This is a genomic window from Mycobacterium sp. P2_H7 (genome assembly GCF_056403275.1).
Genome location: NZ_JBFUFU010000007.1, coordinates 63604 through 76234 on the forward strand (window position 1 = coordinate 63604; position 12631 = coordinate 76234).

The window sequence follows — 12631 nt, forward strand, 5'->3', positions numbered from 1 at the left end:
GCGGGTCAGGCCGCCGCCTTCGCGCTGGGCTCATTCTCTTTCGGGACTTCGGACTTCGTGGATTCACCTGTGGCGCCCGGGCTTTCGGTATTGGCCTCCGGTGTGGTGACCGGCTTCGTCTCGGGTTCGGTGCCCGTCTTGGTGGTGTCGCCGGACTTTGCGCCACGCTTGCCCGTCACCACGTCGTGGAACTGCCGGACCAGCTGAGCCAGCGGCCCCGAGCCGATCGGGCCGCGCACCTTGGGCCGAGGCGTGTCGGTGGCCTTGCCGTTGGTGACCTTGGCGGTGTCCTCGATATTCTTGTTGTCCGCCAACGTTTTCGGGGTGTCCTCGGCCGCGGTCTTGGCGGCGACGAGGTTGGTGGCCTTGGTATCGGTCTTGTTGTCATTGTTCGCCGCGGTGAGGCTGGTCGTGGACACCGGGGTGGGGGCGGGGGCTTTGATGCCGATGTCGCCGAGGGCCGCCTTGACGCCTTGGCCGAGCGCCTTGACCACGTCGCCGGCCAGTTTGATCGGATTGATGTTGAGCGGGATGAGGCGGAACGGCGCCGGAACGCCCGGGCTCAGGCTGCGGTCATAGCCCGTGTCTATGAGCACGCGCAGCACCGGCTCGAACAGGTCCACGATCGGCTTGACGATGAAACTGGTGTGGGTGAAGCCACCGAACTCCAGGAAAGGCCGCACCAGCGGCAGGGTTTTCGTGGGGATGGTGATGTAGCGGGTGTCGCCGTAGTCGCTCCAGTTGGCCTCTTTGTTCAGTTCGGCTTCCAACTCGGGTTCGGTGTAGCCGTCCGGTAGTTCGCTCGGGTCGCTCCTGCCGTCGGGCGACAGATAGGTGCCGTGGATGTACCAGAAGCCGGCCAGGGCGTTCAGCGTCGCCAGCACGTTGAGCGGATACAGCGGGAAGTCGGCCACCCCGTCGTACTCGAACGCGATGTCGGTGGCGCAGCGGTTGGTACACGTTTTCGTCGGAGCGGGCAGCCCGAAGGTGGCGTCCAGGATGGGGACGTGGCCGAGTAAGGCGAGTCGCTCGAACAGCCCGCCGTTGGGCCGGTTGGTGTTCCCGATCATGACGAACGAGATGTTGTCCGGATTGGCGCCGAGGTTGCCGATGGCGCGCTTCTCGCGGCTGACGATGTTGCCGCCCTGGGAGTACCCGAAGATGACGACCGGTTCGTTCGGCGAGCCGACCTCCGGGTGCAGCGTGTCGTCGAGCGTGGTTTGCAGGGTGGCCAGTCCCTTGCCGGTCGACACATCCCACTTGGCGCCGGTGAGGCCGCCCCATCCCGGTAGCGGGATGGGCCAGAACTGGGCCGGGTAATCGATGGGTTTGACGGCGCAGGCGGGACTGCTTGCCGTGCTCGTGCAGGACGGCGTGTAGGGCGCGACGTAGTAGTCCAGTGCGTGGCCGATGTAGTCGGAGACCTTCGTGGCGTCGGGCACACCGGTACCAGGGACCAGGAGCACCGTCGCCGCCAGCGCGACGGCCATGCTCATCGCCGAACCGATGGCGACGAAGACCGCCGTCAGCAGCGCCAGCACGGTCAGTGTGAATTGTTTTGCGATTCGCATGTGCCCACCCCGTGGTTCGCCAGCGGTCCTTGCAGCCGATCGTCGCACCGCACAGCCGCGCCGGACAGGCAAACCGGGAATTTGCCCGCCGTGAAAATAACACCGAATTGAAAGTAGAATCTGATTCTAATATTGTCGATGGATCTGGAGAAGGGAGCGCCGCATGGGGCTGCGGGGCGAGGCCGCGATCGTCGGCTTTCATGAATTACCGGCCACCCGAAAGCCGGCCGGAACGCCGGAGTTCATCATTGAGCAGTGGGCGCGACTGGCCGCCGCCGCGATTGCCGACGCGGGGCTGTCGGCCGACCAGGTCGACGGTCTGGTGACGTGCGGGGTGATGGAGTCACAACTCTTCGTCCCATCGACCGTCGCCGAGTACCTGGGCATCCAAGTCAATTTCGCCGAGATCGTCGACCTGGGTGGCGCCTCCGGAGCCGCCATGGTGTGGCGGGCCGCGGCGGCCATCGAACTGGGCATCTGCCAGGCGGTGCTCTGTGCCATCCCCGCCAACTACCTGACCCCGATGTCGGAGCACCGGCCCTACGATCCGGGTGACGCGCTGTACTTCGGCGCTTCCAGCTTCCGCTACGGGTCCCCACAGGCCGAATTCGAGATCCCCTACGGCTACCTGGGCCAGAACGGCCCCTACGCCCAGGTGGCCCAGATGTACGCCGCCGCATACGGTTACGACGAAGCGGCGATGGCCAAGATCGTCGTCGACCAACGGGTCAACGCCAACCAAACGCCCGGTGCGGTGTTCAGGGACAAGACGCTGACCGTCGCCGACGTACTCAACAGCCCCGTCATCGCCTCGCCACTGCACATGCTCGAGATCGTCATGCCGTGCATGGGCGGTTCGGCCGTGCTGATCACCAATGCCGACCTGGCCCGCAAGAGCCGTAACCGGCCGGTGTGGATCAAAGGCTTCGGCGAGCGGGTGCCCTACAAGTCGCCCGTCTACGCCGCCGAACCGCTGCAGACCCCGATGGTCAAGGTCGCCGGGTCGGCGTTCGAGATGGCCGGGATGGCTCCCGCCGATATGGACATGGTGTCGATCTACGACTGCTACACGATCACCGCCCTGCTCACCCTTGAAGACGCCGGCTTCTGCGAGAAGGGCAAGGGGATGGGATTCGTCACCGACCACGATCTGACGTTCCGCGGCGACTTCCCGATGAACACTGCCGGAGGGCAACTGGGGTACGGCCAACCGGGCAATGCCGGTGGCATGCACCATGTCTGCGACGCCACCCGGCAATTGATGGGCCGCGCCGAACAGACCCAGGTGCCCGACTGCCATCGCGCTTTCGTCTCGGGCAACGGCGGTGTGCTCAGTGAGCAAGAAGCACTCGTCCTGGAAGGCGATTAGATGACGATCCCCTTGAGTCGGCCGCTCCCGCTGGCCACGCCGACCTCCGCACCGTTCTGGGACGGCTTGCGCCGTCACGAGATCTGGATCCAGTTCTCGCCGTCCTCGGACGCCTACGTGTTCTACCCGCGGGTGCTGGCACCCGGCACATTGGCCGACGACCTGGAGTGGCGGCAGATCTCGGGCGCCGGAACGCTGGTCAGCTTCGCCGTCGCGCAACGCCCCGTCGCGCCGCAGTTCGCCGACGCGGTACCGCACCTGCTCGGCGTGGTGCAGTGGCAGCAGGGTCCGCGGTTCGCCACCGAGTTCGTCGGTGTCGACGCCGGCGACCTGCGGGTGGGTATGCCGGTCACCCCGGTGTTCACCGATCTGCCCGACTCCGGGGTGACACTCTTGCACTACACCGCAGGCTGAGGAGGCCGACACCGTGGCATTGGCGCTGACCGACGAACAGGTCCAGATCACCGACGCGATGGCCGGTTTCGCGGCCCGGCACGGCGGACTGGAACTCACCCGCTCCCAGTTCGACGAACTCGCGACCGGCCGGCGCCCGGGATTCTGGGGTGCCCTGGCGGATCAAGGCCTGCACGCGGTGCACCTCCCGGAACGTATCGGGGGACAGGGCGGCGGCTTGGCCGAGGCGGCGTGTGTGATCGACGCCGCCGGCTATGGGTTGCTGCCCGGACCGCTGCTGCCGACCGTCATCGCCGGTGCAGTGGCCGCGACCGCCGAACCGGGCACCGCCACCGAACGGTTGCTCGACGACATCGTCGCAGGACGGACGGCGGCGCTGATCCTGCCGCAGGCCGGCCGGTTGCACGCGTCGTCCTCAGACGGCGGTTGGTCGCTGTCCGGGTCGGTGGGTCCCGAGCTCGGTCTGTGCGGGGCAGAACGGATCCTCGTCAGTGCGGGCGAGGGGTTCTGGGTCGTGCTGGACACCGGCGCCGCAGGCGTGCAGGTGGTCCCGCAGACGCCCACCGACCTCACCCGCGACGTCGGCGTGCTGCGGGTCGACGGGGTGCGCATCGGCGCCGACGATGTGCTGACCGGACTCGATGAGGTGCGGGCTCGCTGCATCGCCGTCAGCTTGCTCGCCGCCGAAGCCGCCGGTATCGCCCGATGGTGTGTGGACAACGTGGTGGCCTACCTGAAGGTCCGGGAACAGTTCGGCAGGCCCATCGGATCGTTCCAGGCCTTGCAGCACAAGGCCGCGACACTGTTCATCAACAGCGAGCTGGCCGCCGCGTCGGCGTGGGACGCGGTCCGCGCGGCCAACCAGTCCACGTCCCAGCATCACATCGCGGCGGCGGGCGCGGCCATCGTGGCCGTCGGCCGGCTGCCCGAGCTGGTGGTCGACGCGCTGACCATGTTCGGTGCCATCGGCTACACCTGGGAACACGACCTGCATCTGTACTGGAAGCGCGCGATCAGCCTGGCAGCTGCCGTCGGATCGCGCGCCGAATGGGCTCACACCCTGGGCGACCCGGCGTGGCCGGGAAGGGATTTCACCATCGAGATCGCCGACGTGGAGCCCGACTTCCGGGCCGCCGTCGCCGCGACGCTCGATCGCGCCGCGCAGCTGCGCAACGAGAAGCCGGGCCGGCAGAACCCCGAATACGCTGAGTACTGGACGGGGCCGCAGCGCACCGCCCTGGCCGCGGCCGGGCTGATCGCGCCCTACCTGCCCACGCCGTGGGGACTGGACGCCACCCCGGCGCAGCAGCTCATCATCGACGAGGAGTTCGAGAAGCGGCCGGCGCTGGTCCGCCCGTCGCTGGGCATTGCGCAGTGGATCCTGCCCACGGTGCTGGCGGCCGGTTCGGACGCGCAGCGCGCGCGGTTCGCCGAGCCGACGCTGCGCGGTGAGATCGGCTGGTGCCAGCTGTTCTCCGAGCCGGGCGCCGGGTCGGATCTGGCGGCGTTGTCGACGCGTGCCACCAAGGTGGATGGCGGCTGGCTGGTCAACGGGCAGAAGGTCTGGACGTCGTCGGCGCAGCGCGCCGACTGGGGGGCGCTGCTGGCCCGCACCGACCCGGAGGCCAAGAAACACAAAGGCATCGGTTACTTCCTGGTCGACATGACCACGCCGGGCATCCGGGTGCGCCCACTGCGCACCGCCAGCGGTGACGAGCATTTCAACGAGGTGTTCTTCGACGACGTGTTCGTCCCCGACGACATGCTGGTGGGGGAGCCGACCGCCGGCTGGTCGCACGCACTCGCGACGATGGCCAACGAACGGGTGGCCATCGGCGCCTATATCAAGCTGGACAAGGAAAGCGAATTGCGCACGTTGGCCGGCGACCCGGTGGCCGATGTGAGAGCCGTGCGCGCAGCCCTGGGCGAAGTGCGGGCCGGATCCAATGCCATTGGGGCGCTGGCGGTTCGGGACACCCTCAACCGGCTGGCGGGACACGGGCCCGGTCCGGCGTCGAGCGTCGGCAAGGTGGCCACCGCGCAGATCGTGCGGCGGGTCACCGCGGACGCGCTGGCCTTCAGCGGACGCGCGGCGATGGTGGGCGGCGGTGAGCAATCAGCCGTGGCCCAGAGCCTGATGATGCCCGCGGAGGTCATCGGGGGTGGCACCATCGAGATCCAGCTGAATATCATCGCGACGATGATCCTGGGACTGCCGAGGAATTGAGCCTGAAGATGACCGCGAGCACCGACCTGCCCGGCTACAAACAGGCCCGCCGGTCGCAGATCGTGACGGCGGCGCTGGCGGCGCTCAAGGTGCATGACTACGAGCACATCCAGATGCGGGATGTCGCCGTCGCGGCCGATGTCGCGCTGGGCACGCTGTACCGCTACTTCAGCTCCAAGGAACACGTCTACGCCGCCGTGCTGATGGAGTGGGCGCAGCCGGTGTTCGACGACGCCACCGAGGACGATCGCCCCGCCGAGCGCCGGGTGCGGGAGAAGGTGCGCGGCATCATCACCAGCTTCGAGCGCCGGCCGGCGTTCTTCAAGGTGTGCATGCTGCTGCAGAACACCACCGATGCCAACGCCCAGCCGTTGATGCAGCGGTTCGCCGAGACGGCCCAGCGGACGCTGGCGGCGGACTTCGCCTCGTTGGGTCACCAGGAATCGTTCGACACCGCAATCATGTTGTGGGGCATCATCAGCACCATGCTGTCCGGTGCGATCATGGGCGGCTACCCGATCGGCGATGCCTACCGGGTGGCCGATTCGTTCATCGACCTGGTGGTGCCCCGACTACCCGAGGATCAGCGTTCGGAGAACACCGGCGGCTGATGCGCCCGCACCGGCGGTAGCTCGCCGATGAATTTCTCCACCTGGACCAGCACGTGTGCGCCGGTGCACCCGCGCGCCAGCGAGGACGTTCCGACGTCGTCGGTCAGCACATTCGGATTGCCGTGCACACACATCGAATCGGGATCGGCGGGGTCCAGCGGATCGAACCAGGCTCCCGTCGACAGTTGCACCACCGCGGGGCGCAGGCCGTCGTCGGTCACCACGCCGGCCAGGCACGCGCCCCGGTCGTTGTAGACCCGCACGACGTCACCGTCGGCCAGGCCGCGTTCGGCGGCGTCCCGCGGATGCATCCGGATCGGTTCGCGCCCTGCCACTTTCGACCTCTGGCTCAGCGCGCCGGTATCGAGCTGGCTGTGCAGCCGGGACGCGGGCTGGTTGGCCAGCAAGTGCAACGGATAGCCGCGGGCGCGTTCGCCGCCGAGCCATTCGGACGGTTCGAACCAGGCCGGGTGTCCGACACAGTCGGGATATCCGAAACCGTCGATATCGGCGGAGAAGATCTCGATGCGGCCGCTCGGGGTGTTCAGCCGGTGCGCGTACGGGTCGGCGCGGAAATCCGACAGCAGCGTCAGCCCGGGCTCGGTCGGCAGCCTCAGCTGCCCGTCGGCCCAGAACTGATCAAAGTTCGGCACCGCGAAATCGACGCCGGCCGACCATTTCTCGTACATGTGCACCAGCCACTGCCGCGCGGTGCGGCCCTCGGTGAATCGGTCTCCCACGCCGAGACGTTCGGCCAGGGCGGCGAAGGTGTCGTAGTCGTCGCGGGATTGCGCGTGCGGCGCTGCCAGGGCGGGCATCGCGACCAGCAGGGGATCGTTGCGGGATCCCGAATAGTCTTCGCGCTCATAGGCGGTGGTCGAGGGGACGACGATGTCGGCGTGCTTGGCCATCGCGGTCCAGTACGGGTCGTGCACGACGATCGTGTCGGGCCGGGCCAGGGCCCGGCGCAACCGAGGGATGTTCTGGTGGTGGTGGAACGGGTTCCCGCCCGCCCAGTACACCAGCCGGATGTCGGGAAACGTCAGCCGTAACCCGTTGTAGTCGTACTCCCGGCCAGGGTGCAGCAGCATGTCGCTGACGGCGGCCACCGGGATGAACGTCGACACCGGATTGGGGCCCTGCGGCAGCACGGGCAGCCGGACCCGCAGGGGCGCCAGACCCGGCTCGTTCATCGACCCGTACCCATGCCCGAATCCACCGCCGGGCAGGCCGATCTGGCCGAGCATCGCCGCCAGGGTCAGGCCCATCCAGGGGGCCTGCTCGCCGTGCCGGACGCGCTGCAGCGACCAGCTGATCGTGACCAGGGTGCGGGCGTCGGCCATCCGTCTGGCCAGCGCGCTGATGTCGTCTGCGGGCAGTCCGCTGATGGCCGACGCCCACGCCGGCGACTTCGGCACCCCGTCGTCGCTGCCCAGCAGATAGCGCTCGAAGCGGTCGTAGCCGACGCAGTAGGTGTCCAGGAATTCGCGATCGGCCAGATCCTCGGTGGCCAGCACATGGGCCAGGGCCAGCATGATCGCCACGTCGGTGCCGGGAATCGGTGCGTGCCATTCGTGTTCGCCCTCGACATCGTCCCGCAGCGGCGAGAAGGACACGATCTGACCGCCGCGCTCGCGGAACCTGCGTAGCGCGTCGCGCGCCGGATGTGCCGTGGTGCCACCGTGATTGATGCCGGTGTTCTTCAGGGCGATGCCACCGAAGCAGACCAGGAGATCGGTGTGCTCGACGATGACGTCCCACTGGGTGGAGCGCTTGAAGAGGTCGTCATGAGTGCCGACGACCCGCGGCATGATGGCCCCGGTGGCTCCCAGGCTGTAGGAATGCCGCGACGAGGTGTACCCGCCGAGCAGTTTGAGGAACCGGTGTACCTGGCTCTGCGCGTGATGGAAACGTCCGGCGCTGGCCCAGCCGTAGGAGCCGCCGTAGATGGCCTCGTTGCCGTGGGTGTCGATGACGCGGCACAGTTCGTCCGCGAGGAGTTCGGTGAGCTCGTCCCAGGAGACCGAGACGAACTCGTCAGCGCCGCGCGCATCGCTGGCTCCCGCGCCGTCCCGCAGCCAGCCGCGGCGCACGGCGGGCCCCGTCACCCGGGCCTGGTGCCGCAGCGAACCGGGCAGGTTGGCCAGCAGTGGCGACGGGTCGGTATCGCCGGCCATCGGCGTCACCGCCGAGATGTCGCCGGCGTGAACCTGGGCGGTGAAGGCACCCCAGTGGGCGAGGCTGGCGCGAGACACGCACCAATCCTAGGGTGCGCGGCACCCCCCTCGACCAACCATCTGGTTGGTATATGTTGGGCGCCACACCCCAATACCTAGTACCGGAGGTCCACCATGGGCGTAGTCAAGTTCGAGCGCACCCTGTTCGAGCCCGAGCACGACCTGTTCCGCGAGTCCTACCGCGCGTTCCTCGACCGGCACGCGACACCGTTCCAGGAGGAATGGGAGAAGGCCAAGATCGTCGACCGGGAGGTCTGGCGTGAGGCCGGTAAGCAGGGCTTCCTGGGGATGGCCGTGCCGGAGGAATACGGCGGCGGTGGCAATCCGGACTTCCGCTACAACGTCGTCGTCACCGAGGAGACCACCGCGGGACGGCACAGCGGGCTGGGCTTCACGCTGCAGAATGACGTCATCGCGCCGTACTTCCTCGAGCTCGCCGACGAGGAGCAGAAGAAGCGCTGGCTGCCCGGCTTCTGCAGCGGTGAATTGATCGCGGCGATCGCAATGACCGAGCCGGGCACCGGCAGCGACCTGCAGGGCATCAAGACACGCGCGGTCAAACACGGCGATCACTACGTGCTCAACGGCTCGAAGACGTTCATCACCAACGGTATCCACGCCGATCTCGTGATCGTGGTCGCCTGCACGGACCCGGAGAAGGGCGCCCAGGGCTTCAGCCTGCTGGTCGTCGAACGCGGCATGGAGGGCTTCGAGCGCGGCCGCCATCTGGACAAGATCGGGCTGGAGGCGCAGGACACCGCCGAGCTGTCGTTCACCGACGTGAAGGTGCCCGCCGAGAACCTGCTCGGCCAGGAGGGCCTGGGCTTCATCTACCTCATGCAGAACCTGCCGCAGGAGCGCATCAGCATCGCCATCATGGCCGCCGCCGCGATGGAGTCGACGCTGGAGGCGACCCTGCAGTACACGAAGGAACGCAAGGCCTTCGGCAAGCCGATCGGCAGCTTCCAGAACAGCCGGTTCGTGCTCGCCGAACTGGCCACCGAGGCCACCGCGGTGCGGATCATGGTCGATGCGTTCATCGCCCTGCACCTCGACCGCAAGCTGACCGTCGACCAGGCGGCGATGGCCAAGTGGTACTCCACCGAGGCCCAGGTGCGACTGGTCGACCGCTGCCTGCAGCTGCACGGCGGCTACGGCTACATGCGCGAGTACCCGATCGCCAGGGCTTTCCTGGACTCCCGCATCCAGACCATCTACGGCGGAACCACCGAGATAATGAAGGAGATCATCGGCCGCGGCCTGGGGGTCTGAGGCCCGACACGCGTTCAGTACAGGTCGCGATATCCCACGAGATGGCGCCCGGCTGACGCAAAGTTGACGAAAAGCGGTACTTTTCTCATGCTTTGCACGAGTTCGGGAGGACTGATGACCAGGCAGCGAACCCGGCTGCGCACCGCCGCCGGGCGTGCGTTGCTGGGGCTGGCGGCACCGATGGTGGTGGCGGCCTCGGTGTTCGCGACCATGGTGCTCGCGGCCCCGGCGTACGCCACCCCGGACAGCGACGCCGATGCGGCGATCAGCGCGGCATGGGACGGTGCCGGTGGCGACACCGGACCGTTGGGAGCCAAGGACGGCGGCGTGTACGCCACCGGTGCCGGGTTCGGCCAGAACTTCGCCGGCGGCAAGATCTTCTTCACCCCGGAGACGGGCGCCCACATCATGGCGGGCGCGATCCTGGACAAGTACCAGTCCCTCGGCGGTCCCGCCGACAGCGATCTGGGTTTCCCCACCATCGACGAGGGGGCGGGCCGGGCGCCCGACAGCCGCAACACCACGTTCAGCGCCGCGGACAACCCCGTCATCTTCTGGACGCCGGACAACGGGGCCAGGGTGGTCCGCGGGGCGATCAACGCCGCGTGGGACAAGCTCGGCGGTTCCGCCGCGGTGCTCGGGGTGCCCACCGGCGACGAAACCTCACGCGGGGACGTGATCTCCCAGCAGTTCACCGGCGGTGAGGTGTCGTGGAACCGCAAGTCCAAAGAATTCACGACGACACCTCCCGAGCTCGCCGACCAGCTCGCCGGGCTGCAGGTGCCGTCCGACGTGACCTCGGAGATCGCGGCGGCCCGTCGCGCCGCGGGTGGCGCGCTCGGCCCCCTGGGTGCCGCGGACGGCGGCCAGTACGCCATCGGCTCCGACGGTGTCGGCCAGAACTTCGCCGGCGGCAAGATCTTCTACAACCCGGCCACCGGCGCCGACGTCGTCACCGGTCAGGTGCTGGCCAAGTACGAGAGCGTGGGTGGACCCACCGGCGATCTCGGCTTCCCCACGGCAAGTGAGTCCGACGGCGGGCTGGCCCCGGCCAGCCGATTCGTGCCCTTCGCGGCCGCCGACAAGCCCGTCATCTTCTGGACCCCGGACTTCGGTGCGGTCATCGTGCGCGGCGCCATGAACGCCGCGTGGGACAAACTCGGGGGCGCCACCGGCGACCTGGGCGCGCCGAAGGGTGATCAGAGCCAGAACGGTGAGGTCATCACCCAGCAGTTCAACGGCGGCAGCATCTCCTGGGATCAGTCGACGCACAAGTTCACGACCGAGCCCCCGAACCTGCAGTCCGCGCTGGCCGGTCTCGAGGTGCCGGGTGCCGACGCGCCGAAAGCGCCTGCCGCCGAGCCCGCCGGCAGCGACGACGGCAAGTGGTACACGTGGAGTTGGTGGTGGCTGCTCGGCCTGATTCCGCTGCTCGCGCTGATCGGACTGATCGTGGTGGCGGTGCTGCGCAACCGGCGTTCGCGCGACGACCACTTCGATGACGACGGTGAGCACTACGGGGACTACGACCCCAGTTTGGATGGCGGCGCCGAGTCGCATCATCCCGACGAGTACGAGGGTGGGCCGGCCGCATTCGGCCAGGAGCCGGGTGGTTATTCACCGCAGAGTCCCTGGGCGCTGTCAGGGTTGCGGGCCGGCGAGTTCGACGCCGACCCCGAGGCCGACGCTCACAACGGCGCCGAGGAACTGGCCGAACCCGACGAGCACGAATCGCTCGGGTTCGACGCAGACGCCGACTCCGTCGATACGGCGCCGACGCGCATCCAGTCCGACGAGCCCGACGAAGAGGTCGTCGAGCCGGAGTTCGTTGAGGCGCGTGCCGAGGAGCTCGATGACGACGTCGAGCCGCCGACCACCGCGGTACCCCTGGTGCAGGGACTGCCACCGACCCCGCGTTCGACCTACGAACCCGACTTCCCGAGCGGGCGTCACGCGGCGATCCAGATCGAGGAGCCGGACCCCGCGCTCACCTCGATGCGTCTGGCCGGTAGCGATCCGTTCCAGGCCCCTGACGGCTACCTGGTGAAGGCCGACACCGGCACGGGTCAGTTCTGGACACCGGACACGCCGGGCTATGACGAAGCGCCGGCCGAGATCTGGTTTGTCAGTGAGGAATTCGCGGTTACGAACGGGTTCGTCCGCGCGTACTGAAACCGTCAGATCTTGCGGATGACGGTCACGACCTTGCCGAGCACGACGGCGTCGTTACCCGGGATCGGGTCGAACACCGGGTTGTGCGGCATCAGCCACACCTGTCCCCGGGTGCGCTTGAAGGTCTTGACCGTGGCCTCGCCGTCGATCATGGCGGCGACGATATCGCCGTTGTCCGCGACGTTCTGCTGACGGATGACCACCCAGTCGCCGTCGCAGATCGCCGCGTCGATCATGGATTCGCCGACCACCTTCAACAGGAACAGCGATCCTTCGCCGACGAGTTCGCGAGGCAGCGGGAAGACGTCCTCGACAGCCTCCTCGGCCAGGATGGGGCCACCGGCGGCGATCCGGCCCAGCACGGGCACGAAAGTCGGCTCCGGTAGGGCATCCGAGCCCGCGACGTCGGTGCCGACGATGGGCGCGAGTGCGTCGTCCGCCCCACGGACGTCCACCGCGCGAGGGCGGTTGGGGTCCCGGCGCAGGTAACCCTTCTTCTCCAGGGTGCGGAGCTGATGCGCGACCGATGACGTCGAGGTCAGGCCGACGGCATCACCGATCTCACGGATGCTCGGCGGATATCCGCGAGTGGTGACCGACGCGCGGATGACCTCGAGAATGGTGCGCTGCCGCTCGGTGAGGACCGAACGCGCCTCAGGGGTGTCGGTGTGCTCGCTCATGCCGCCGAATGTAGTCGCCCCCGCGTCATTAATCAAACATGTGTTCGAGGTGTGTCGCGGCCGGGCGTCACTTGTCGG

At 68.0% G+C, this 12631-nt stretch carries 9 protein-coding genes; 6 read left to right on the plus strand and 3 right to left on the minus strand.

Going from position 1 to position 12631, the window contains the following annotated elements; all coding sequences use genetic code 11:
• Positions 1-5 precede the first annotated feature (5 nt).
• A complete protein-coding gene (locus AC1DY7_RS10285) occupies positions 6-1571 on the minus strand; it encodes a PE-PPE domain-containing protein (RefSeq protein ID WP_477493578.1) in 1566 nt (521 codons plus the stop codon).
• Positions 1572-1734: 163 nt separating this feature from the next.
• Between AC1DY7_RS10285 and AC1DY7_RS10290 the strand changes: the two genes are divergently transcribed.
• From AC1DY7_RS10290 to AC1DY7_RS10305, 4 genes are read left to right on the plus strand one after another with little or no spacing between them, the layout of a single operon-like run.
• A complete protein-coding gene (locus AC1DY7_RS10290) occupies positions 1735-2940 on the plus strand; it encodes a thiolase family protein (protein ID WP_477493579.1) in 1206 nt (401 codons plus the stop codon).
• Positions 2941-3354 (plus strand): Zn-ribbon domain-containing OB-fold protein, encoded by a 414-nt coding sequence (locus AC1DY7_RS10295; RefSeq protein ID WP_477493580.1) that lies wholly within the window; start codon positions 2941-2943, stop codon positions 3352-3354.
• A 13-nt stretch (positions 3355-3367) separates the two neighbouring features.
• Positions 3368-5581 carry an acyl-CoA dehydrogenase gene (locus tag AC1DY7_RS10300; RefSeq protein WP_477493581.1) on the plus strand — a complete coding sequence of 738 codons (2214 nt, stop codon included), beginning with the start codon at positions 3368-3370 and terminating at the stop codon, positions 5579-5581.
• Positions 5582-5589: 8 nt separating this feature from the next.
• Entirely contained in the window at positions 5590-6192 is a 603-nt protein-coding gene (locus tag AC1DY7_RS10305; protein WP_477493582.1) for a TetR/AcrR family transcriptional regulator, read from the plus strand.
• On the opposite strand, the gene AC1DY7_RS10310 is transcribed toward AC1DY7_RS10305, so the two are convergent.
• Entirely contained in the window at positions 6165-8447 is a 2283-nt protein-coding gene (locus AC1DY7_RS10310) for a molybdopterin guanine dinucleotide-containing S/N-oxide reductase (RefSeq protein WP_477493583.1), read from the minus strand. The genes AC1DY7_RS10305 and AC1DY7_RS10310 overlap by 28 nt on opposite strands.
• 96 nt (positions 8448-8543) lie before the next feature.
• Here AC1DY7_RS10310 and AC1DY7_RS10315 point away from each other — a divergent pair, with 96 nt between their 5' ends.
• Together AC1DY7_RS10315 and AC1DY7_RS10320 are read left to right on the plus strand one after the other, a co-directional pair.
• Positions 8544-9701 carry an acyl-CoA dehydrogenase family protein gene (locus AC1DY7_RS10315; RefSeq protein ID WP_477493584.1) on the plus strand — a complete coding sequence of 386 codons (1158 nt, stop codon included), beginning with the start codon at positions 8544-8546 and terminating at the stop codon, positions 9699-9701.
• Between the two features lie 114 nt (positions 9702-9815).
• Complete coding sequence (locus tag AC1DY7_RS10320) at positions 9816-11873, plus strand: LGFP repeat-containing protein (protein ID WP_477493585.1); 2058 nt, start codon at positions 9816-9818, stop codon at positions 11871-11873.
• 5 nt (positions 11874-11878) lie between these two features.
• Here AC1DY7_RS10320 and lexA read toward each other — a convergent pair whose 3' ends face one another.
• The gene (lexA, locus tag AC1DY7_RS10325) at positions 11879-12553 is read right to left on the minus strand and encodes a transcriptional repressor LexA (RefSeq protein ID WP_477493586.1); all 675 of its coding nucleotides are present in this window, start codon (positions 12551-12553) and stop codon (positions 11879-11881) included.
• Positions 12554-12631 lie beyond the last annotated feature (78 nt).